Here is a 19,984-nt window from a genome sequence, read left to right on the forward strand (position 1 = left end):
GTTTTACGCGATCAGTTCGGGCTCGCTCCATTGTGGACGCGAGCCCGTTCTGTCTAGGTCGTAACGGGCCGAGGCGATCCGGGCGATGCCGTCCTGCAACTCTGGAATGGTCTGCGTGAACGGAAGCCGCAGGAACCGCTCTAACGTCCCGTCGACGCCGAAGCGTGGCCCGGGAGCCAGCCGCACTCCCAACGGCTCCACGGCACGGGCAAGGGCACTGGATACCGGGCCGTCAAGTTCGGCCCACAGCGTCACCCCACCCGAGGGCGGCACGACCCTCCAATCAGGAAGGTGCTCGGCGACTATTCGCAGCAGTTCATCTCTTTGCGCTCTTAGCTGGTTGCGCCTAACCGCGATGACCTGCTCAGTCTGGCTCAGCAAATGCACCCCGATCAGCTGCTCCAGCACGGGTCCCGAGGTGTCCACCCCGACGCGCTGAGCCGCCAGCCGCTGGACTGTCGGTGCACTGGCCCTGATCCAGCCCAGGCGCAGACCGCCCCAGAACGGCTTGCTCATCCCGCCGATCGTCATGACGCGGCCATGCCTGTCAAAGCTCGCGACCGCTGGCGGCATCTCCTGGCCGTCGAGGGCCAAGTCCACAAAGGACTCATCGATCACGAGATCGGTGCCCGCCCGTTGTGCCGCGACGACAAGCTGCTCTCTGAACGCGGCGGGCATCAAGTGGCCGGTCGGATTCTGAAACTCCGGGATCAGGTAAGCCAGCCGCGGCCGCACCTGCCTGAGCGTGCTCAGCAGCAGTTCGGCGTCCCAGCCGTTCTCGTCGAGGCCATGCGTGGAGATCCTCGCCCGCCGGTCCCTAAGCGCGGCAAGCGCATTGGGATAGGTCGGAGATTCCACAAGAACAGGAGCTCCAACTGGTACTAGAAGGCGCAGCACCAAATCCAGAGCGTGCAGGACGCCGTTGGTCACCATGATCTGCTCGGGACTGGTGGGCAGCCCGCGGGCGGTGAATTGCGCGGCCACCGCGGCACGGAACTCCGGAATGCCAGACGGGTGATAACCGGTGGAGTTCAGATAACGGGGAAGGTCGTTGAGCGCGGCTTTCGTCGCCGCCATGAGTTCATCAGGAGCCGACAGCGCGGCACAGCTCAAGTCGATCAGGTCGAGGTCTTCCGAGGAAGTCCAAAGCCCGCTGCCTTCGACTTTCAGTCCACTGGGCAGGGCCGTCCAGCTGCCAGCGCCCCGCTTGCTGTTGAGGTGGCCCGATTCCCTGAGCTCACGGTAGGCCGCGGAGACAGTCGTGCGGGAGATCGCGAGGGCATCAGCCAGCTCCCGCTCGGCGGGAAGCCTGACTCCCAGCGGCAGCCGTCCGTCGGCGAGCAGTCCACGGACCGCGCTGGCGAGCGCCGCGTAGTCCGGGCTGCGCCTGCGCGCTGGCAACGCGTGCCACCTGCCCAGTAACCGGGCGAGCTGCGTCCCACGTACCGTCGGCGTCATCCCGCCCACCTCCCTGTGGCATTCACGTTTGCCGAGGTCTTTGGTCCACCACGCCAGAATTGGCTCTTTCTGGTGCCTGGATTGGCCTCCAGACTGGCAGACATGACCGCGAAAGACAAGCCAATGCCGATGCCACTCACCTTCCGGCTGCCGCTGCGGCTTGCACAGCTCATGGCCGGCCTTACCGGGTACGCCGTGAGCATCAGCCTGATGCTCAAAGCTGGCCTGGGAAACCAGCCGTGGGACGTCTTCCACCAGGGCATCGCTCTCAAGACCGGCCTGAGCATTGGCACCGTGCTCGTCATCGCCGGCGCGGTCGTCCTGTTGTGCTGGATCCCGCTACGGCAGCGGCCCGGCATCGGGACCATCTCGAACATTCTCGTAATCGGCGTCGTGGTCGATCTCGTCAATACGTTCCTGCCGACGCCCGGCCACCTCGCGGTGCGGTGGCTCTTCCTCATCGGCGGCATCGTCCTGTGCGGCGCGGCAAGTGGCCTCTACATTGGAGCCAATTTGGGCCCTGGCCCCCGCGACGGCCTCATGACCGGCTTGGCCGCACGCTCATGGTCGCTGCGCGGATGGCGAACCGTCATCGAGATCGCCGTCGTCGCGATCGGCGTCATCCTCGGCGGCCGTGCCCACATCGGCACGATCCTCTACGCACTGGCCATCGGTCCGCTCGCGCAATTCTTCTTGCCCATGTTCACGATCCGCCCCGCCGCCCGCACTCCGGAACCGCTAAGCGGGGAGGTCGTCGGCGCGACGGCGCAGGTGAGCTGACTGCGGGACGCTCAGGCCCAGGGCGATCGCCTTGTCGTAGGCGGTCCGCGCTTCGTCTGGCCGGTCAAGGCGCCGCAAGAGTTCGGCTCGGGTGGCGTGCCACCACGGATAGCTTTCCAGCCCACTGATCTCATCGACGAGCTTTAGCGCTGGCACTGGGCCGTCGCGTTCAGCGATCGCGACGGCCCTGTTCAGCCTGGCGACCGGCGTCTCGTGCACGGTCAGCAAGACGTCATACCAAGAGATCACGGCATCCCAGTCGGTCTGCGCGTAGGACGGTGCGAGCGCGTGACAGGCCGCGATGGCGGCCTGGACGGCGTACGCATTGGGCACGTGCGGGGTTCGCTTCAGCGCGGCGCCGGCGAGTTCGACGCCTTCCTTGATCTGAGCCCGGTCCCACGTGCCACGGTCCTGCTCGGGCAGCAGCACTGGATTGCCTTGTGCGTCAAGGCGGCTCGCACGACGAGAGTCCTGAAGCAGAAGCAGGGCAAGCAATCCGAGCGCGGTGGCTTCGTCAGGCATGAGTTCAGTGAGCAGTCGCGCCAGGCGAATCGCTTCTCGCGTCAGCGAATGGCGTTGCAGATCAGCGCCAGTGCTCGCTGAGTACCCCTCGTTGAATATCAGATAGATCGTGGCCGCGACGGACGCTAACCGCTCCGGCAACTCCCCGGAATCCGGGACCTGGTAAGGGATTCGCTCTTGCTCGATCTTCTGCTTCGCCCGCGTGAGCCGTTTGGCCATGCTCGCCTCGGAGACGACGAGAGCGCGGGCGACTTCCACTGTGGACAATCCACCGAGGGTACGCAGAGCGAGCGCCACTTGCGCCTCCGGTGCCAGAGCCGGGTGACAGCACGTGAAGATGAGCCGCAGCAAGTCATCGCGCACTACCTCATCGGGCTCGGGCGCCGGATCCAGCAACGACATGGCCTCGGCTTCCTTCTCGGGCCGGCGAATCTCGCGGCGGATGAGATCGATCGCCCGCCGTTTCGCGGTGACCGTCAGCCAGGCACGCGGGTTATCGGGCACACCGTCTTGGGGCCAGGTCTCCAGCGCGCGCACGACAGCGTCCTGCACCGCGTCTTCGGCCAGGCTCATGTCCCCGGTGAGGCGAATGAGCGTCGCCAGCACCCGGGTACCTTCGTGTTTGACAGCCTGTTCAGCGGCCGTTGCTGGATCCATCGTCACGAGTAAAGCGTGGGGTGCACCTGCCGCACTTCGATCGTGCCGTAGGCGGCGGCCGGAATCTTGGCCGCCACCTTCATCGCCTCATCGAGGTCAGCGCACTCGAGCAGGTAGAAGCCGGTGATGACTTCTTTGGTTTCCGCGAAGGGGCCGTCGCTGATCACGGGAGCGCCCCCGTCTTGCCGAACCGTCACCTTCTTCGCCGTGGCCGTCGGGTAAAGCGCGTGGCCACCGCGCAGAATCGCGGCATGCGCCTCCTCGAAGCGGGTGTATTCCTTCAGCCCTTCAGCGAACTCCGGCTGATGCCAGTCGGCTTCTTCGGTGTAGGTGAACGCGATGTAGAGCGGCATCTATATTCTCTCCTTGAGGACGACAGTGACGGTGTCACCTGCCTCCTTGCCGATCGCCTTACGGACTTCGGCTTTGACTGGAAGCTTGTGCCTGCCGTCCCCGAGCGCCATGAACGAGCTCTGAAACTCTTGCCCGTCAATCGTTCCCTTGACTTTGACGAGACCCCGCGTGCCAAAGTACGTCACCGACTCGGGCCACACGAGGTAAGTGTGCGCGCCCTTCGCCGAGCCCTTCTCCAACGTGGCCGTGAACTTCTTATTCATTGCCCTGTCCAATCCCGACGATGATGAGCGTGTTGCCTTCTGAATCGCGCACCGTGAACATCGGGGGCACGTCCCCCAGGTCCATGATCTCGTCATCCGCATCGGCTCCGCTTGCTTTCAGCCGCGCGTGCATCGCCTTGGCATCGTCAGTGAACAATCTGATGCCGGAAGGCACGTCCTCCTTGATGAGAGCGATCGTGGTCTGACCTCCAGGCGGACCGACCTCGATCCACGGCCCGTCCCCAAACGCAACGTCCCGCCGGACCTCGAACCCGAGCGTCTTGGTGTAAAACTCCAGCGCCCGCTGCTGGTCAGCGACCCTGACCCCAACGTTGCCGATGATCGTGTGACTCATGATGTCCTCCTTCTTTACCTTAAGGACGAATGAGCTGACGGGATCTGGACAACTGAGGCTCGCGCAGGTCGTGGTGTCTTGACCGGGGGTCTGATTCGAACTAATGTTCTAGTTAGTTCTTCGGACGTGTGTTCGATCATCGGGTGAGAGAACGCGCTGCCGGGTGAACCAGCCAACAACAGCATCAAAGGTCTCCGGGGGGAGCGATTCGCGGCGCAAAACCCTGGAAGCGGTGGTCGCAACACCGCACTACGGGACGTCAGCTTTCTGCCCACGACCCCCGGGCAGAAAGCTGACGCACCCGGCTTTAAGCCGCACACACGAGGGAGCACCACCAATGTCAGCTGCGATTCTGGTTCCAGCTCACGCTCTCCCGCACCGAACTCCCCTTGAGCTGCTTGTCATAGCCCGTCGCGGTCTCGTCGAGGCGCGCACGACCGACTCTTACGCACAGAGCTACGCCACGGCCCACCTGGCCGCGCTGCGCGCGGCTGCCGCCGTGCTCGCCTACCGCGCCCGCCCCGCGGCACAGGGCCGCAGACGCATCACCAGCGTCTGGGTCCTGTTAACGATGGTCGCGCCGGAGTTAAGCGACTGGGCGGCCTTCTTCGCCGCTGGCGCGGCGAAACGTTCCGCCGCCGAGTCCGGCATCGCCGTGGTGACGGCTGAGGAAGCCGACCACCTGATCCTGCACGCGGCCCGCTTCATCGAGCTGGTGCAGGAACTCCTCGGACTGTCCTAACGAGACCTATTACATAACTCCACCGCCGAAGCCTGGGCCGCGCCGCAGTCACGCGCCCAGGCTTCCTCCTTGCGCGCCCTCGCTCCCTTCCTTTTCCCGCGCGCCCCGTGGCCGCATTGCGCTTGCTGGGAGGCGACCTGGGGCGGGTGAGTCCACATTGGGCGGTTCGTGGCGTTCGGCCTCCTAGCAGCGATGGCGTTCGATGAGATTTGGATCGTGACTCCTGATCCACAGCCCGACAGGGTGATCAACAGGCAGTTTGACACGCCTTTTTGGGATGTGGATCACTTCGCAAGATCACGCGGGTCTGTCGAAGTCCATATTGGACGGCTGTCGGGCGCCGATCGGACGCTTCATCGTGATCCACAGCCCTTGACGAGATCCACAGCCCACCAGACGTGATCAAACTGCCTTTTGATCACGTCCCCAGGGATGTGGATCACCGGGAAGGAAGCGCGGCGGGCGGGCAGGAGCGGGCGGGCAGAAGCGGGCGGGCAGAAGCGGGCGGGCAGAAGCGGGCGGGCAGGAGGTGGCGGGTGGCGATTTGGGACACCAACGGCCGCGAGCGGAGGCCGGAGGCGAGGGGCTTGGCTAGACTGATCAGCAGCGAAGCCCGTGCGATAGGGCTCCCCTCCGGACGAGATGCGCCGTACCCGGCCCGATAAGACGACGCGCTACCGGAGGTGTGTCATGGGCCAGGTCGTTCAGGTCGCTGGGTCTTTGCTTGTGCTCGCGGGATTCGCGTTGTCGCAGTGGGGTGTGCTGAACCCGAAATCGCTCGTCTATCTCGTGCTCAATGCTGTCGGCTCGGCCGTGCTGGCTGTCGACGCGTTCCTGGGGCAGCAGTGGGGATTCCTACTGCTCGAAGGAGTGTGGGCGATCGTGTCCGTCCTCGGGCTTGCCCAAGTATTGAGACCACGTAAGGGGCAGACTTCAGAGCAGTCCTAACAAACAAGTAGCATGAGCGGGTGCCGATCCGTCCCCGCCCTGCCCTTGGCGTCGTCATGGTGATCATGGCCGCGTTCTTCTTCTCCGTCAACGGAAGCGTGGCCAAGACGATCCTGCGTGCGGGCATTCCGGCAGCGGATCTGACGACGTTCCGCGCGCTTGGTGCGGCGGTTGGGTTGTTCGTGATCGGTGCGCTCGTCAGGCCGGGCATCAAGCGGTTCCGGATCACCGGCAAAGAGGTGCCGCTGCTGCTCGTTTATGGACTGACCGGCTTCTTCGCCGTGCCGATCCTGTATTTCGTTGCTATTTCCCGGCTTCCGGTCGGCATTGGGCTGTTGTTCGAGTTCACGGCACCGTTGTTCGTGGCGCTTTGGGCCCGGTTCGGCCAGCGGCAGCAGGTGCGCGGGCGCCTTTGGGTGGGCTTCGCGCTCAGTTTGGCGGGCCTCGCCGTCGTCGCCGAGGTGTGGGGCGACATTCACCTCGACACGCTTGGCGTCGCCGCGGCCCTGCTCTCGGCAGTATTACTCGCGATCTATTTTGTGCTCGGGGCAAAGGGCGCGACCAGCCGTGACACGATTTCGCTGACCGGGTTCGCGTTCGTGATCTCAGCAGCCGCAGGGTTCCTGACCAAGGCCGTGACCGGGCAACTGCCCGACTGGAGCGTTTTGAGCCAGGACACGCCCGGTGGCGTGCCGATCTATCTGCTTTGCGCCTACCTGATCATCCTCGGAACGATCGTTCCCTATTCGCTTGTCGTCGCCGGATTCCATCACTTGCCTGCTACCAGCGTCGGGATCTTGGGCATGACGGAGCCTGTCATGGCGGCAGCTGTGGCGTGGGTGGCCCTAGGCGAGCAGCTCAACACGGCACAACTCGCCGGCGGGGCGATCCTGCTCGTAGGAGTGGTATTAGCCGAGACGGCACGGGTGAGTGTCGGGCAGAATGAGCCGCATGCTCCAGCCGAAAGCGCCAGTGCATCCGAACGTGACCGCAGTCCAGCAGCGACTGGCTGAAGCGGGCGTCGAAAGCACCGTCGTCATCCTCGACGAAGGTGTGCACACGGCCGCCGCGGCTGCCGCCGCGCTCAACGTCGAGGTCGGGCAGATCGCCAACTCGCTGATCTTCGAGGTCGCTGGCGAACCGTTGCTGGTGCTGACCTCGGGCGCTCACCGCGTCGACACGGCAAAAGTGGCCACTGCCATCGGCGCGGCCAAGCTGAAGCGGGCCACGCCGGAGTTTGTCAAAGAGCACACGGGACAGCCGATTGGCGGTGTCGCACCCATCGGCCATCGACAGCCCATCAAGACATTGATTGACGCCGAATTAAGCAAGTTTGACGTCATCTGGGCGGCCGGAGGCGTACCAGCCGCGGTGTTTGAAATCTCTTATGAAGAGCTGCGCAAGCTGACCGATGCCATCGAGGTGGAGGTGGCATGAGGCTAGTGCGGTGGGCGCCATCCGATCTGGCGCGCCGCATGGAGGACGTCCTCGTGGTGTTTGGCGAGGCGATGTCCTATGACCGCCAAATGCTTGAGGTGAGAAGGGGTTACATCACCACTCACCTGCGCCGGCCACAGTTTCGGGCGGTGGCGACGCTTGACGACGACGATTCGCTCGTTGGCTTCGGCTATGGCTACCTCTCACAGCAGGGGCAGTGGTGGCATGAACAGGTGCGCGACGCGCTGACCGAAGACGACCGCCAACGGTGGCTCGCCTTGGCGTTCGAGATCGTCGAACTGCACGTTCACCCGCGCTCTCAAGGCAAAGGGCTAGGCGAGGCCCAGCTGCGCCAACTGCTCGCCGACGCACCGGGGCGTGTCGCCTTACTGTCCACACCGGAGGCTGACGAGACGGCGTCCCGGGCATGGCGGTTGTACCGGCGAAATGGTTTCTCCGACGTCGTAAGGCACCTGATCTTTCCCGGCGATCCGCGCCCGTTCGCGGTGCTGGGGCGGGATCTGCCTATGCCAGCACCTTCTTGACGATCGCCAGCAGCTGGAAGACGCCGACGAGAGCCAGCGCGATCCAGATCAGCACGATGAGCGTCACGATGCCGGCCGCCAGGTCAGCGCCCACGGGAGCCGCGATCGCGGCTAGCAGGAACGCGGCGATCGTGAGCCAGATCCGCGACGGGCGGTCGCCGACAGTCGCCGTGGCGATGGCGCGCATCGAGGCGCCGCCAGCCCGGGCCCTAATGTATTCCTGCGCCCAAACCAAAGCGGCACAAGCAAAAATCAAGCCCGGTCTGACCCCGAGCGTACTCAGTGCCGCTAACCAGGCGACCTCAGCGAGCCGTTCCACTATGGACTGATAAAACGCCCCAAGGCGGGACATCGCTCCCTTGAAGACAGTCAAGCTTCCACTGACCGCGTCGGCGAAAAGGCTTGCTATCAAAGCGATCGCGGCCAGAGCTGGCCACGGCCCGCCCTGCATCGCGAGCAGCGGGACGGCCAGCGACAGCATGGCCGAGATGATCATCAATGAGGCCGGGCGGACGCCGAGCCGGGCTAGCACGCCACCGGTTTTGTAACCGAAGTGGAGCACGGCCCGGGTCGCGGCCGGGGCTTGCCGCATGTCGTATCCATCGTGTGACCTGGCCCAGCCTGAGACGAATTCGTCCCAGGTCAGTGACATCGGCAAGTGTTACTCCCTCATCAGGCAGCGGCACCCACCGCGGCCAAATTCTGCCAAACCTGACGGGTGGCGGTTGAGCTGTTGAGGGTGATGAAGTGCAGGCCAGGGGCACCTTCAGCGAGCAGGCGCGCGCCGAACTCGGTCGCGACCTCCACGCCGATGGCACGGACCGCTTGTTTGTCGTCGGCCACGGCACGCAGCCGTTCGGCGAGCTTCTCGGGGAACTTGGCGCCGCTGAGGATGGACATCCGCTCGATCTGGCTGACGTTGGTCACCGGCATGACGCCGGGGATGATCGGCACGTCACAACCTTGCGCCGCACTGGCGTCGCGCAGGCGGGCCCAGTCTTCCCAGTTGAAGAAGAACTGCGTGATCGCGAAATCGGCTCCGGCACGGCACTTCTGCGTGAAGTAGCGGACCTCGGAATCAAAGTCGGCCGAGCGCGGGTGCTTCTCGGGGAAGGCGGCGACCGCGACGCAGTAGTCGCCGCTGCGCTTGACGAGGGCGACGAGCTCATCGGCGTGCAACAGACCATCGGGGTGCTTGATCCACTCACCTTGCGGATCGCCCGGCGGGTCGCCGCGGACCAGCAGCATGTTGCGGATCCCCGCGTCGGAGTAGCGCCCGATGACATGGCGCAGCTCGTTGACCGAGTGGTTGACCGCCGTGAGGTGGGCCATAGGCAGCAACGTCGTCTCAGTCGCTATGCGTTCGGTGACCGACACGGTCGTGTCGCGGGTCGTCCCGCCAGCGCCGTAGGTGATCGACACGAAGTCCGGGCGCAGCGGTTCCAGCTCACGGATGGTGGTCCATAAGCGCTGGTCCTGCTCCGGCGTCCGCGGAGGGAAAAACTCGAACGAGAAGGTAGGCCGGCCCGAGCGCAGCAAATCACTGATGCGTGGACGTGGACCTGGCATCGTCGAGGGGGCGAGTCCGGTCACCCCCTGACTCTATCGGCCAGCCAGGTAAAACGCATGGAGCACCGGTGGAGGCGCGTCCCGCGTCGTACCGGTGCGATAGAAATGTCGCAGGCGCCCTGGGGTCAGCGCCGGCCAGCGCCGCGTGCCGCTGGCCCGGATAGCACCCATGCAGTGCGGAGGGCGGCCCATGCCTGATCAGTCCAGCCTCGGGCACCGGCTGGCCCGCCTGCGGCGCCGCCGTGGGCTCAGCCAGCAGCAGCTCGCCGACCGTCTGTGCGCGGCCGCTGGCACAGCGACCATCAGCCGCAACGAGATCTCCCGCTGGGAACGCGGCGTTCGCGTGCCCAGCGGTGCTTGGCTGACCCTCCTGTCGCAGGTGCTGGGCGCCGCGCTGGGGCCGCCCGGCCCGTAGCGCTCGGTAGCGATCGACTACGTTCTAAAGCCATGACCGACGGCTTGCCGGAGGTCATCGTGAGTCCGGTTGCTGAGCCGTGCGTGGCCCGCGACCGCGCGACTCACGTATGGCAGGAGGAGACACGTATGTCCGACCGGGCTCGCGCTGAACTTCGCGAACGGGTGCAGCACGCACTCACGGGTTACCTGGACAGCCAGCGCCAGCACATGGCGACTGTTGACGGATCTTTGTCGCCTCTGGCCGACGCGGCCGAGGCGTTCGTGCTCGGTGGGGGCAAGCGATTGCGGCCCGCGTTCGCCTACTGGGGCTTCATTGGGGCGGGTGGCCAGGACTGCGACGAGGTCATCACCGCGGTGTCCACATTGGAGCTAATCCAGGCCGGCGCTCTGATCCACGACGACTTGATGGACGCGTCCGACACCCGGCGCGGGGTGCCCTCGGTGCACCGCCGGTTCGAAAGCCTGCACCGGGAACGGTTCTGGAGCGGCCCGCCGAGCCAATTCGGCCTCGCTGGGGCGATCCTGCTCGGCGACGTCTGCCTCGTCTGGGCCGACGATTTGCTCGACCGCTGTGGCCTCGACGCCGTGACCATCGCCGCCGCGCGTCCCGTGTTCAACCTCATGCGCATCGAGGTCATGCTCGGGCAGTACCTAGACGTGCAGTCCCAGGCCGCCGCCGAGACCTCGGCCGAGCGCGCCAGCCTTGTCGCCAAGTTCAAGTCCGCTAAGTACACGGTGGAGCATCCGCTGCTGTTCGGCGGGGCTCTCGCCGGGGCTGCTCCCTCGCTAAACGAGGCCTACTCCGCGTTTGGGCTTCCGCTCGGGGAGGCCTTCCAGCTGCGTGACGACGTCCTAGGCGTCTTCGGCGACCCGGTCACGACAGGGAAACCAGCGGGCGATGACCTGCGCGAAGGCAAGCGGACCTACATCGTGGCGGCCGCGATGGAGGCCAGCTCACCTGACGGACGGCACCTGCTGGAGAAGTCGCTGGGCGACCCGAAGCTCGACGAGGCCACCGTCGACCAGTTGCGCGAAGTCATCGTCCAAAGTGGAGCCCTCGATCGCACCGAGGCACGCATAGCTGAGCTAACCGCAGCGGCATTGGAAGCACTCGACGCCGTCACGCTCGCGGGCGGCGCGTCAGAAGCGTTGCGGGAACTAGCGTCTGCCGCCGTTCACCGCAGCACCTGACGAAACGACTCGTAGTGGTCGCTGGTGTAGTACACGTCGCCATCCTGTCCCTTGACGATCCGTCTGGCTCCGCGATCTCGTGATCCCGGGGTGACCACGGTGTATTCGCGGTAGTAACCGCGGGGCTTCTGCGGCAGCAGCCTTTCGTTGTTCCCGAAGACCGAACCATCTTTTTCATACTTGTACGGTCCACCGGCGTCGACAAGCCGAAGCGTCTCGTGTGCCTCCTTAGGCAGTTCGCTCGCCTTGACGGTGGGAAGCCCTGAGACAGGGGTGCTGACGCTCGCGGGCGTCTGCGGCTGACTATCCGTCATGGACCGTCGCGCGAGGAACCCGGCGACGGCCACCAGGCCGACGACCAGGACGGCGATGCCGGCGAGGAGGGTGTAACGACGCGTCACCAGGAGAACCTTACCGACTAGCATCGACCCGTGCCCGTTTGGTGGAGGTTGTTAGGTTTCGGGGGCTCCGTCCTGCTGGCCCTCGCCGCCGTCGCCCCGCTGACGGTCAGTGTGGTGCTGTGGGTGCTGGGGCTCGCAGCCGTGTCGTGGGCGTGGATCCGCGATGGCCTGCACTGGACGGCTTTCCTTCCGCTGCTCGTGGTGGCGCCCCTGGGCAGTAGCGACGTCTACTCCTACGCCTGCCAGGGCTGGCTGTGGATCAACGGTATCGATCCCTACACGACGGGTGTCCTAGATGGAGGGTGCCCGTGGGCGTCACAGGTGCCGTCGATCTGGTGGCACACGCCCGCTCCCTATGGCCCGCTAGCGCTCGCGATCTCGGGCTTGGCGGCCAGCACCGGAAGCATGGCAGGTGCCGTCGGCTTACTCCGGCTCGCCGCGCTCGCCGGAGCCGGCCTCCTCGCCTGGCAACTCCCGCGTCTCACCGTCAACTTTTCCCCCACCGCCAGCGTGTTTGGATCACGTCTGAGCGGATCTGGATCATTGTCGGTCCTAGCGCTCGGGGTGCTTAGCCCGCTCGTGCTGATTCATGGCGTTTCTGGCGCACATCATGATCTCCTCATGACCGCGCTCGCGATCACCGCACTTGCGATCGCCTCGCCGGGCAGGCTTCACGCACTACAACGGCTGGCCGCACCGTCGCAGGCAGCGGCACGGACCTGGTGGCATCCTGCGGTCGCGGGCATTTTCGTCGCGCTGGCCATCGCGATAAAAGTGACCGCGATCGTGGTGCTGCCGTTCGTGCTGCTGCTCCTCCTGCGCGGCCGAATCGCGGTCGGCGGCTCCAACCACCCCGGCCCGGCAGAGCAAGCGATTGGCGATACGGGAAAGGCGGGATGGCTTCGGGTAGCGGGGGCGATGTTCGCCGCGATCGTGATGTTCACGGGACTGACGCTGGGCACGGGAATGGGGCTCGGCTGGGTGAAGGCCCTTGGCGGCACGGGCAGTGTCACACAGTGGAGTTCGCCGCCGACGGCTGTTGGGATGACGGTCAGTTATGTGCTGCGGCTGTTCGGAGTGGACAGTTCGCTGCCCGTCACGATCGCGCGAGCGGTGGCGCTCGTGGCGCTGGCCGTCATCGCCGTCGTGCTCGTAACCCAAGCGTGGCAAGGTAAACGAGACATCATCGTCGCTTGTGGACTGACAGTCACGGCGATGACGTTGCTAGGTCCCGTGTTCTACCCGTGGTATGCCATCCTGCCCGTCGCGCTGCTAGCGCTAACGCGTCTAGTCTGGCTGCCCGCAGCCCTCATCGGCATCACGGCACTGACGCTGCCTAACGGCGACGGCATTCCCGCGCTCACCAAGCTGCCGGGAGCGTTGCTGGTTACGGCAGCCCTGGCTTACTGGGCGTTTAGAACGCGACGGCCTGTGCGCGGCGCTTGACCTCACGCGCTTTGTCGCCGCCGAGCGCTGCCGCAGGCGTACCCGGAAGGGTGTCATCTTCGGTGAGGAGCCACCGGAGCGCCTCTTCGTCGTTGAACCCGGCGTCGTGCAGCAATGTCAACACGCCGGGGAGGTGTTTGAGCACGGTGTCATTGGCCACCAGCTCGAAGGGCACCTGCCGGACTCCGTCGCGCCGCACGGCGATCAGCGCGCCGTCCTTGATTAATTGGTGGACCTTGATGATCGATAGGTCAAGTCGTTCGGCCACATCAGGCAAGGTCAGCCAGCGCCCATTTTCGGTCACATTCACACCATGCCACGCCACGGGAGGCGACCTCACATGAACCCCTGGCAATTTCTGCGCCGGGAGATCGGCGGCACTGTCCGGTCACTGCGCTACGACATGGCAGCAGGACGCGCTCGCCGCCGGATGACTCAGGAAACGATGGAGCTTCCGGTGATCGCGCCCGGTGCCATGTTCACCCGCAAGCGCCGCCGGGTCGTGCTCGCCGCCGGGACCGCACTGGTCGCGGCCGCTGGGGTGAGTGGGTATTTCGCGGTCTCAGCCGGGCTTGACGCCTTCGTCGGCGGCGGTGGCGGTCCGGGTGCGCTGCCCGGCACGAGCACCAAGCCGAAGTCCCCGTCACCGAACGTGAGTCCTGCCACATCTACGGTTCCGGTCGGGGCACAGGTCGACGGCGGTTCACCGCCCAAGAAGCCGGTCGTGCCGGTGTCGGCCACACCGACGCTGACGCCGCCGGTTCCCACGCCGGCGCCCACGTGCAACTGCCCGACCCCGAGTCCGACGCCCAGCGCGTCAATATCGCCTAGCCCCAGTCCTTCTGGATCTCCGAGCACCAGCCCGTCTGCCTCGTCATCTGCCACGATGATGCCGTAACGCGGGCGGGTGTACGACGATAACGTTTTCCTGACTTAGACTCGCCTCCAATGAATACTCAGGTAGCTGATCCCCTGCTTGGATCGCTCATCGACGCCAGATACCGCGTTCGGAGCCGTGTGGCCCGGGGCGGAATGGCCACCGTATACACGGCTGTCGATGAGCGGCTGGAGCGTACGGTTGCCCTGAAGATCATCCACCCCGGCCAGGTCCGCGACGCGTCCTTTGTGGACCGGTTCACTGACGAGGCTAAGACGATCGCACGGCTAACCCATCCCAACGTGGTTGCCGTGTACGACCAGGGAACCCACTCCGGCCTCCCCTATCTCGTCATGGAATATGTCCGTGGCCGGACGTTGCGCGACATTCTCACCGATCGCCGCCGGTTAGCCCCGGCCGAAGCGCTCGCCGTGATGGAACAGGTGCTGTCGGCCCTCGCCGCGGCCCACCACGCTGGTCTCGTTCACCGCGACGTCAAGCCGGAGAACGTCCTCGTCGCCGAGTCGCCGGCCAGTTCCAGCCTTGTCGATGCGGTCGTCAAGGTCGCTGACTTCGGGCTGGCGCGGGCGGTTGAGGCCTCGGCCGAAGACCCGGAGGCCGGCCATCTCATGGCGACCGTGGCCTACGTCGCACCGGAGCTTGTCGCCGACGGCCTGTCCGACCCACGCAGCGACGTCTACAGCGCTGGCGTGATGCTTTTCGAGATGCTGACCGGCCGTGTGCCCTATGACGGCGAGCGTCCCGTGGACGTCGCGTGGCAGCACGTCGACCGGGATGTCCCGCCGCCCTCGAAATTCGTGGCGGCGCTTCCGCCGTCGATTGACGATCTCGTGAGCAAGGCCACCCGCCGTGACCCGTCCGAGCGGCCCACCGACGCGGGAGCTTTGCTGTCGTCGATTCAGGGCGCACGCGAAGGGCTCGCGCACGGCAACGCGGCCACCCAGCGGATCAGGCCGATCGTTCAGCCGACCGTGGTGGTTAGCCAGATCGACCGCGAACGGCCCTCGTGGGCACGGCTGCCCGCACCGGAGCGCGAGCGTGACAGCGGGCGCGACCGTCCCCGGCCACGCCGCAAGCAGCAGCTCACGCTGGGCGAGCAGGTGCGGCAGTGGCACCGGCAGATCATGCGCAGCCCCCGCAACCGCAACATCCTCGCCGGCACGATGGCTTTGGTCCTGCTGCTCATCCTGGCGGGCGGCTACTGGCTGGCCTTTGGCCGATTCGAAACCACACCCAACTTCGTGCAGATGTCGCGCGAGCAGGCTGAAGCGATGGCGACCGAAGCCGGGCTGAAGATCGAAACCGATGCCGGGGTCTTCAACGAAGAGATCAAAAAGGGCACGGTTCTAGCGCAGAACCCGCCTGCGGGCGAGAAGATCTCCAAGGGCGGGACCATCGTCCTCACGCTCTCCAACGGCCCTGAGCGTTACGTCGTGCCCGGTGTTGGCGGCAAGTCCGTGGATGCCGCGAAGGCCGACCTAGAGCAGCTCAAGTTCACGGTCAAGGAAGGCCCGCAGAAGTTCAGCGACACCGTCCCGGCCGGGATCGTCCTGGAGACCATTCCCCCGGAGGGCCAAGAGCTCAAGCCAGGCTCCGAGGTGCAGCTGATCGTGAGCAAGGGCCGCGCTCCGATCACGGTTCCCTCCGTGGTCGGCAAGCAGGTCAACGAGGCGACCGCGGAGCTTCAGGCGCTGGGCCTGACCGTCGTGCACGAACTCGACAACACGAGCACGGCACCGCGCGGTGAGGTCATCGAGCAGACACCACCGGCAGGCTCGGGCGCTGAACGCAACCAGCAGGTCAAGCTGAAGGTCAGCAACAACCCGAACATGACCGCCATGCCGGAAGTCCGCAACATGTACTGCGACCAGGCCACGGCACATCTGCAGGCCGCCGGGTTCGAAGTCGAGGTGCGCGGGCTGAACTTCCCTGGAGTGCCCGTGCGCGATCAGAACCCCAACGCCGGCCAGCCAGTGCGCCCCGGCCAGAAGGTCACGATCACGTGCCGAATCTGAAAGTGGGAGCCCACGCGCCGTCGGCGGGTGGGCTCGCCAAGGCCGCGCTGCCCTACCTAGACAAGGTTGGGGCCAGCGCGGTGCAGGTCTACGTCGGCAACTCCCGTGGCTGGGCCCGTCCAGCGGGCAATCGGGAGCAAGATGAGCTGTTCGCGGCAGGCTGCGCTGAGCGTGATGTTCCAGCGTTCATCCACTCCTCGCTACTCGTCAACATCGGCTCCCCCACCGAAGCCACTGTCGAGCAGTCCCGTGAAGTGCTCATCCATGCTCTCGTGCGGGCCACGGAGATCGGTGCGCAAGGCGTGGTTTTCCACGCCGGGTCAGCCGTTGACGTCAGCCACCGTCCGCGGGCGATGCGCCAAGTGCGCGAAGTCTTGCTGCCTCTTCTCGACGCTCTGGATGACCGGAGCCCGAAGCTGCTCGTCGAGCCGAGCGCTGGTGGCGGCCGTTCCCTGGCCTCCAAGGTCAGCGACTTGGGTCCCTATCTTGAGGCCGTCGACTTCCACCCTCAGCTGGGCGTTTGCTTTGACACGTGTCACGCCTGGGCCGCGGGACATGATCTAGCAGCGCCCGGTGGCATGAAGGCCACCCTCGACGAACTGATCAGCGTGATCGGCGAGAACCGGCTGAAACTGGTGCACGCCAACGATTCCAAGGACCCGTGCGGCTCGGTCCGCGACCGGCACGAAAATGTGGGCCACGGCACGATTGGTCCCGAGCCCTTCCTCGAAATGATGTCCCATCCTGCCCTTATCGGCGTTCCTGTCGTAGTTGAGACCCCGGATGAGCGACACGTTGACGACATTCGCCTGCTCAGGGGCTTGCATTAGGTGAACGCTTAGGGCAACCTTACCTAAGCAAAGTAAGGCTCCCCTCACCTGAACGGCAGCGCCACGTGTTTGTTTGCATCTGTGCCCGCGTACGCGATTGCGAAGTCCGCGACGTCATTCGTTGCGGCGCTCGCTGCATCGAAAGTGTCGGCGAGGCAAGCGATGCGGGAACAGGCTGTGGAAGCTGCCACGACCGGATCGCCGAGATGATCCAAGAGGAGACAGCCGACACGCTCGTGGGTGTGAGCGCATAACTCGGACATTTAGCTTTAGCCTTGCTCCTATGCAGGGCGATAAGCGCGTCATTGAATTTCTTAACGAGCAGCTCACGGCCGAATTGACGGCCATCAATCAGTACTTCCTGCACTACAAGATGCAGGAGAACTGGGGCTACACGAAGCTCGCCAAATACACCCGGCACGAATCCATCGATGAGATGAAGCACGCCGAGGTGCTGACGGACCGGATCCTCTTCCTCGAAGGCTTGCCGAACTATCAGAAGCTCTTCGCGCTCCGGATCGGTGAGACCGTCAAAGAACAGTTCGAATGTGACATGAAGATCGAGCAGGAAGCCGTCAAGCGGCTGCGCGAAGGCATCACCTACATGCGCTCGATCGGCGACGTCACCTCGGCTGGCATCTTCGAAGACATCCTCCAGGACGAAGAGCACCACATCGACTACCTCGAAACCCAGCTGCAGCTGATCGAAACGCTCGGTGAGGCGCTCTACCTCCAGAACGTTACGGAGCACCCAGAGGCTTAAAGCAGCTTCCCCAACACCTCGATGACGCGGTCAATGGCCGCGTCATCGACGTCTAGATGGGTGATCAGACGGACCGTTCGCGGGGCTGTCGCTCCAATGAGGACGCCATGTTCGGCTGCCACCTCGACAAGTGCTGGCGCGTCAGCGCAGTCGATGTAGACGATATTCGTTCCGCCCCAGCGCCCGCCGAGTTCGGCGGCGATCCGCTCCGCCCGCTCGTGGTCGGCGGCGAGCCGTTCAACGTTGTGGTCGAGCGCGTAAAGTGCCGCCGCCGCAAGGATTCCGACCTGGCGCATGCCGCCGCCGAGCCGTTTACGGATCTGGCGAGCCTGGGCCATGCGGTCGGCCGTGCCGATGAGCAGTGAGCCCACCGGCGCTCCTAGACCCTTGGACAGGCAGACGCTGATCGAGTCAAAAAGCGCGCCATATTCGGCGAACGAGACGCCTGTCGCCGCGTGCGCGTTCCAGATCCGGGCACCGTCGCAATGCAGGAACGCCCCCGCGTCGGAAGTCACGGCACGCAGGCGCTCCAAAGTGGACAGCGGGATCACCGCACCCGCGGCCACATTGTGGGTTTGCTCAACGGCGACAACCCTTGTGCGTACTTGATAGTTGCCGCCCGGGCGAATCATGCTGGCCACGAGATCGACGTCGATATCGGCGCCAGCGGGCGACCATGTGCGCGACTGCCAGCCCCCGTACGCGGCACCCGCCCCCAGTTCGTAAAGCATGATGTGCGCGTCCGCGTCGCACAGCACCTCTTCGCCTGGTCCAACAAGCGTCTGCAATGCGACCTGGTTGGCCATGGACCCCGACGGCGTGAACAGCGCAGCCTCGTGGCCAAACAGTGCGGCCACGCGTTCTTGCAACGCGAGCACGGTCGGATCGTCGCCGAAAACGTCGTCGCCAACGTCAGCTGACGCCATAGCCGCCCGCATGGCCGCGCCAGGACGCGTGACCGTGTCGGACCGCAGATCAGCCACGCAGCATCTCCGCCACGAGGAAGGCCAGCTCCAGGGACTGCTGGGTGTTCAGACGCGGGTCGCAGGCGGTTTCGTAACGGCCGGGGAGGTCTTCGTCCACGATGGCCTGTGCCCCACCGAGACACTCGGTCACGTCTTCGCCCGTGAGCTCGATGTGGATGCCGCCCGGGTGGGTGCCCATCATCTTGTGGACTTCGAAGTAGCCGAGGACCTCGTCGACGATGCGGTCGAAGTGACGGGTCTTGTAGCCGTTGGACGACTCGTGAGTGTTGCCGTGCATGGGATCGCACTGCCACACGACCTTGGCTCCGCTGTCGCGCACCTGCTCGATCAGGCCAGGCAGCTTATCGCGTACCTGGTGGTTGCCCATCCGGCTGATCAGGGTCAGCTTGCCGGGAACGTTGCCCGGGTTGAGCATCTCGCAAAGGTCGCGCACGTAAGAGGCCGAAGTAGAAGGCCCGAGCTTTACGCCGACCGGGTTGGCGATGCGGGAGATGAAGTCCAGATGCGCACCGTCGAGTTCGCGGGTGCGTTCGCCGACCCACAGGAAGTGCCCGGACAGACCGTAGGCCTTGCCGCTGGCGACGCGCGTGAGCGCCCGGTCGTATTCGAGGGCCAGTGCCTCGTGTGAGCAGTAAAGCGTGACCGTGCGCAGGGCCTCTTCGTCGGTCATGCCACAGGCTTTGATGAACGCCAGCGCGCGGTCGATCTCGCGGGCGATGGCCTCGTAACGTTCGCCGAACGCTGACGTGCGCACGAAGTCACGGTTCCAGTCGTGCACGGCGTGCAGGTCGCCCATGCCACCGCCGAGATAGGCGCGCAACATGTTCATCGCCGCGGCCGCGTTGGCGTAGGCACGGATCATCCGCTGCGGGTCAGCCACACGCGCTTCGGCGTTGGGCTCCAACGAGTTGATCATGTCGCCGCGGTAGGCGGGCAGCCCCAGGGCGTCCAGTGCCGAGGAACGGGGCTTCGTGTACTGCCCGGCCACACGAGCGACCTTGACCACGGGCAACGACGCGCCATAGGTCAGCACGACCGCCATCTGGAGCAACGTGCGAGCGTTAGCGAGCAGATGCTGCTCGGTGTTGTCGTCGAACGTTTCGGCGCAGTCACCGCCCTGCAGCAGGAACGCCTTGCCTTCACAGACGTCGGCGAGTTTGCGCAGCAGCTGGTCGACTTCGTAAGGCGCGACAATCGATGGCACGACCTCAAGGACCCGGGAAACCTTTTCAACCTCGGCATAATCGGGCCACGGCGGCATCTGCGCGCGGGGCCGCTCGCGCCATGAGTCGAGGCCCAGGGCCGCGGCTTCGGATGGGTCAAGGGCCGGGCGGCTCACTGCCACCCCAGCCGAAGAGGACTCGTGCCATTCGCGCATGGTGATAAGCGTACGGTCGCGTTAGCGAT

Annotated in this window: 25 protein-coding genes and 1 riboswitch; of the genes, 13 read left to right on the forward strand and 12 right to left on the reverse strand. The window is 65.2% G+C overall.

Annotated features, from left to right (window positions below; all coding sequences use genetic code 11):
• Window positions 1-3 precede the first annotated feature (3 nt).
• The gene (gene yczR, locus A3E1_RS0113290) at window positions 4-1,458 is read right to left on the reverse strand and encodes a MocR-like transcription factor YczR (protein WP_020521262.1); all 1,455 of its coding nucleotides are present in this window, start codon (window positions 1,456-1,458) and stop codon (window positions 4-6) included.
• A 102-nt stretch (window positions 1,459-1,560) separates the two neighbouring features.
• Between yczR and yczE the strand changes: the two genes are divergently transcribed.
• Window positions 1,561-2,238, forward strand: coding sequence for a membrane protein YczE (yczE, locus tag A3E1_RS40105; protein ID WP_020521263.1), 678 nt, complete (start codon window positions 1,561-1,563; stop codon window positions 2,236-2,238).
• On the opposite strand, the gene A3E1_RS0113300 is transcribed toward yczE, so the two are convergent.
• The 4 genes from A3E1_RS0113300 to A3E1_RS0113315 are packed head-to-tail and all read right to left on the reverse strand — an operon-like array spanning window position 2,197 to window position 4,389.
• Entirely contained in the window at window positions 2,197-3,417 is a 1,221-nt protein-coding gene (locus A3E1_RS0113300) for an RNA polymerase sigma factor (protein ID WP_083929486.1), read from the reverse strand. The two genes, yczE and A3E1_RS0113300, sit on opposite strands and share 42 nt — an antisense overlap.
• A 2-nt stretch (window positions 3,418-3,419) precedes the next feature.
• Complete coding sequence (locus A3E1_RS0113305; RefSeq protein WP_020521265.1) at window positions 3,420-3,770, reverse strand: YciI family protein; 351 nt, start codon at window positions 3,768-3,770, stop codon at window positions 3,420-3,422.
• Window positions 3,771-4,034: a DUF1905 domain-containing protein gene (locus A3E1_RS0113310; RefSeq protein ID WP_020521266.1), complete on the reverse strand. Its 264-nt coding sequence runs from the start codon at window positions 4,032-4,034 to the stop codon at window positions 3,771-3,773.
• On the reverse strand, window positions 4,027-4,389 hold the full coding sequence (locus A3E1_RS0113315; RefSeq protein ID WP_020521267.1) for a VOC family protein: 363 nt from the start codon (window positions 4,387-4,389) through the stop codon (window positions 4,027-4,029). Before A3E1_RS0113315 ends, A3E1_RS0113310 begins: the two co-directional genes overlap by 8 nt.
• Before the next feature lie 337 nt (window positions 4,390-4,726).
• Here A3E1_RS0113315 and A3E1_RS0113320 point away from each other — a divergent pair, with 337 nt between their 5' ends.
• The 5 genes from A3E1_RS0113320 (at window position 4,727) to A3E1_RS0113340 (ending at window position 8,061) form a co-directional block, all read left to right on the forward strand.
• Window positions 4,727-5,131 (forward strand): SAV_6107 family HEPN domain-containing protein, encoded by a 405-nt coding sequence (locus A3E1_RS0113320; RefSeq protein WP_020521268.1) that lies wholly within the window; start codon window positions 4,727-4,729, stop codon window positions 5,129-5,131.
• A gap of 618 nt (window positions 5,132-5,749) precedes the next feature.
• Window positions 5,750-5,807: riboswitch (guanidine-III (ykkC-III) riboswitch) on the forward strand.
• Window positions 5,808-5,821: 14 nt separating this feature from the next.
• Window positions 5,822-6,079 (forward strand): CBU_0592 family membrane protein, encoded by a 258-nt coding sequence (locus A3E1_RS0113325; protein ID WP_020521269.1) that lies wholly within the window; start codon window positions 5,822-5,824, stop codon window positions 6,077-6,079.
• 20 nt (window positions 6,080-6,099) lie between these two features.
• Window positions 6,100-7,092, forward strand: coding sequence for an EamA family transporter (locus tag A3E1_RS40110; protein WP_157631490.1), 993 nt, complete (start codon window positions 6,100-6,102; stop codon window positions 7,090-7,092).
• On the forward strand, window positions 7,031-7,516 hold the full coding sequence (locus A3E1_RS0113335) for a YbaK/EbsC family protein (protein ID WP_040390803.1): 486 nt from the start codon (window positions 7,031-7,033) through the stop codon (window positions 7,514-7,516). Before A3E1_RS40110 ends, A3E1_RS0113335 begins: the two co-directional genes overlap by 62 nt.
• Window positions 7,513-8,061: a GNAT family N-acetyltransferase gene (locus tag A3E1_RS0113340; RefSeq protein ID WP_020521272.1), complete on the forward strand. Its 549-nt coding sequence runs from the start codon at window positions 7,513-7,515 to the stop codon at window positions 8,059-8,061. The genes A3E1_RS0113335 and A3E1_RS0113340 overlap by 4 nt, the downstream gene beginning before the upstream one ends.
• Here the strand turns inward: A3E1_RS0113340 and A3E1_RS0113345 are convergent.
• Together A3E1_RS0113345 and metF are read right to left on the reverse strand one after the other, a co-directional pair.
• Window positions 8,042-8,719, reverse strand: a complete 678-nt coding sequence (locus A3E1_RS0113345; RefSeq protein ID WP_026208390.1) for a hypothetical protein — start codon at window positions 8,717-8,719, stop codon at window positions 8,042-8,044. The two genes, A3E1_RS0113340 and A3E1_RS0113345, sit on opposite strands and share 20 nt — an antisense overlap.
• A 14-nt stretch (window positions 8,720-8,733) precedes the next feature.
• The gene (gene metF, locus A3E1_RS0113350; protein ID WP_020521274.1) at window positions 8,734-9,630 is read right to left on the reverse strand and encodes a methylenetetrahydrofolate reductase [NAD(P)H]; all 897 of its coding nucleotides are present in this window, start codon (window positions 9,628-9,630) and stop codon (window positions 8,734-8,736) included.
• Between the two features lie 190 nt (window positions 9,631-9,820).
• Here metF and A3E1_RS40115 point away from each other — a divergent pair, with 190 nt between their 5' ends.
• Together A3E1_RS40115 and A3E1_RS0113360 are read left to right on the forward strand one after the other, a co-directional pair.
• On the forward strand, window positions 9,821-10,045 hold the full coding sequence (locus tag A3E1_RS40115; RefSeq protein WP_020521275.1) for a helix-turn-helix domain-containing protein: 225 nt from the start codon (window positions 9,821-9,823) through the stop codon (window positions 10,043-10,045).
• Between the two features lie 128 nt (window positions 10,046-10,173).
• A complete protein-coding gene (locus A3E1_RS0113360; RefSeq protein ID WP_020521276.1) occupies window positions 10,174-11,238 on the forward strand; it encodes a polyprenyl synthetase family protein in 1,065 nt (354 codons plus the stop codon).
• Here A3E1_RS0113360 and A3E1_RS0113365 read toward each other — a convergent pair.
• A complete protein-coding gene (locus A3E1_RS0113365) occupies window positions 11,223-11,639 on the reverse strand; it encodes a ribonuclease domain-containing protein (protein ID WP_020521277.1) in 417 nt (138 codons plus the stop codon). The two genes, A3E1_RS0113360 and A3E1_RS0113365, sit on opposite strands and share 16 nt — an antisense overlap.
• 30 nt (window positions 11,640-11,669) lie before the next feature.
• Between A3E1_RS0113365 and mptB the strand changes: the two genes are divergently transcribed.
• Window positions 11,670-13,085 carry a polyprenol phosphomannose-dependent alpha 1,6 mannosyltransferase MptB gene (mptB, locus tag A3E1_RS40120; protein ID WP_051105010.1) on the forward strand — a complete coding sequence of 472 codons (1,416 nt, stop codon included), beginning with the start codon at window positions 11,670-11,672 and terminating at the stop codon, window positions 13,083-13,085.
• Here mptB and A3E1_RS0113375 read toward each other — a convergent pair.
• Window positions 13,054-13,410 (reverse strand): Rv2175c family DNA-binding protein, encoded by a 357-nt coding sequence (locus tag A3E1_RS0113375; protein ID WP_020521279.1) that lies wholly within the window; start codon window positions 13,408-13,410, stop codon window positions 13,054-13,056. The two genes, mptB and A3E1_RS0113375, sit on opposite strands and share 32 nt — an antisense overlap.
• 110 nt (window positions 13,411-13,520) lie before the next feature.
• Window positions 13,521-13,970 (reverse strand): hypothetical protein, encoded by a 450-nt coding sequence (locus tag A3E1_RS40125; protein ID WP_020521280.1) that lies wholly within the window; start codon window positions 13,968-13,970, stop codon window positions 13,521-13,523.
• Window positions 13,971-14,033: 63 nt separating this feature from the next.
• On the opposite strand from A3E1_RS40125, the gene pknB reads away from it, so the two are divergent.
• From pknB to bfr, 4 genes are all read left to right on the forward strand, one after another.
• Entirely contained in the window at window positions 14,034-15,998 is a 1,965-nt protein-coding gene (gene pknB / locus A3E1_RS0113385; RefSeq protein ID WP_026208392.1) for a Stk1 family PASTA domain-containing Ser/Thr kinase, read from the forward strand.
• Window positions 15,986-16,828, forward strand: coding sequence for a deoxyribonuclease IV (locus tag A3E1_RS0113390; RefSeq protein WP_020521282.1), 843 nt, complete (start codon window positions 15,986-15,988; stop codon window positions 16,826-16,828). Before pknB ends, A3E1_RS0113390 begins: the two co-directional genes overlap by 13 nt.
• Window positions 16,829-16,893: 65 nt before the next feature.
• Window positions 16,894-17,082, forward strand: coding sequence for a (2Fe-2S)-binding protein (locus A3E1_RS46060; protein WP_083929488.1), 189 nt, complete (start codon window positions 16,894-16,896; stop codon window positions 17,080-17,082).
• Between the two features lie 29 nt (window positions 17,083-17,111).
• Window positions 17,112-17,591: a bacterioferritin gene (gene bfr / locus A3E1_RS0113400; protein ID WP_020521284.1), complete on the forward strand. Its 480-nt coding sequence runs from the start codon at window positions 17,112-17,114 to the stop codon at window positions 17,589-17,591.
• Here bfr and A3E1_RS0113405 read toward each other — a convergent pair.
• Window positions 17,588-18,574 carry a threonine aldolase family protein gene (locus tag A3E1_RS0113405; protein ID WP_020521285.1) on the reverse strand — a complete coding sequence of 329 codons (987 nt, stop codon included), beginning with the start codon at window positions 18,572-18,574 and terminating at the stop codon, window positions 17,588-17,590. The two genes, bfr and A3E1_RS0113405, sit on opposite strands and share 4 nt — an antisense overlap.
• Entirely contained in the window at window positions 18,567-19,955 is a 1,389-nt protein-coding gene (locus tag A3E1_RS0113410; RefSeq protein ID WP_026208393.1) for a class II 3-deoxy-7-phosphoheptulonate synthase, read from the reverse strand. Before A3E1_RS0113410 ends, A3E1_RS0113405 begins: the two co-directional genes overlap by 8 nt.
• Window positions 19,956-19,984 lie beyond the last annotated feature (29 nt).

Source organism: Catelliglobosispora koreensis DSM 44566 (assembly GCF_000379685.1).
Classification (GTDB): domain Bacteria; phylum Actinomycetota; class Actinomycetes; order Mycobacteriales; family Micromonosporaceae; genus Catelliglobosispora; species Catelliglobosispora koreensis.

Bases quoted from the DNA above. Each gene is read 5' to 3' on its own strand.
- yczE (WP_020521263.1), top strand. From the start codon at position 1,561: ATGACCGCGAAAGACAAGCCAATGCCGATGCCACTCACCTTCCGGCTG.
- A3E1_RS0113325 (WP_020521269.1), top strand. From the start codon at position 5,822: ATGGGCCAGGTCGTTCAGGTCGCTGGGTCTTTGCTTGTGCTCGCGGGA.
- A3E1_RS0113340 (WP_020521272.1), top strand. From the start codon at position 7,513: ATGAGGCTAGTGCGGTGGGCGCCATCCGATCTGGCGCGCCGCATGGAG.
- A3E1_RS0113320 (WP_020521268.1), top strand. From the start codon at position 4,727: ATGTCAGCTGCGATTCTGGTTCCAGCTCACGCTCTCCCGCACCGAACT.
- A3E1_RS0113410 (WP_026208393.1), bottom strand. From the start codon at position 19,955: ATGCGCGAATGGCACGAGTCCTCTTCGGCTGGGGTGGCAGTGAGCCGC.
- A3E1_RS40115 (WP_020521275.1), top strand. From the start codon at position 9,821: ATGCCTGATCAGTCCAGCCTCGGGCACCGGCTGGCCCGCCTGCGGCGC.
- A3E1_RS0113305 (WP_020521265.1), bottom strand. From the start codon at position 3,770: ATGCCGCTCTACATCGCGTTCACCTACACCGAAGAAGCCGACTGGCAT.
- A3E1_RS0113335 (WP_040390803.1), top strand. From the start codon at position 7,031: ATGCTCCAGCCGAAAGCGCCAGTGCATCCGAACGTGACCGCAGTCCAG.
- pknB (WP_026208392.1), top strand. From the start codon at position 14,034: ATGAATACTCAGGTAGCTGATCCCCTGCTTGGATCGCTCATCGACGCC.
- A3E1_RS0113360 (WP_020521276.1), top strand. From the start codon at position 10,174: ATGTCCGACCGGGCTCGCGCTGAACTTCGCGAACGGGTGCAGCACGCA.
- metF (WP_020521274.1), bottom strand. From the start codon at position 9,630: ATGCCAGGTCCACGTCCACGCATCAGTGATTTGCTGCGCTCGGGCCGG.
- A3E1_RS0113300 (WP_083929486.1), bottom strand. From the start codon at position 3,417: ATGGATCCAGCAACGGCCGCTGAACAGGCTGTCAAACACGAAGGTACC.
- yczR (WP_020521262.1), bottom strand. From the start codon at position 1,458: ATGACGCCGACGGTACGTGGGACGCAGCTCGCCCGGTTACTGGGCAGG.
- bfr (WP_020521284.1), top strand. From the start codon at position 17,112: ATGCAGGGCGATAAGCGCGTCATTGAATTTCTTAACGAGCAGCTCACG.
- A3E1_RS0113315 (WP_020521267.1), bottom strand. From the start codon at position 4,389: ATGAGTCACACGATCATCGGCAACGTTGGGGTCAGGGTCGCTGACCAG.
- A3E1_RS0113310 (WP_020521266.1), bottom strand. From the start codon at position 4,034: ATGAATAAGAAGTTCACGGCCACGTTGGAGAAGGGCTCGGCGAAGGGC.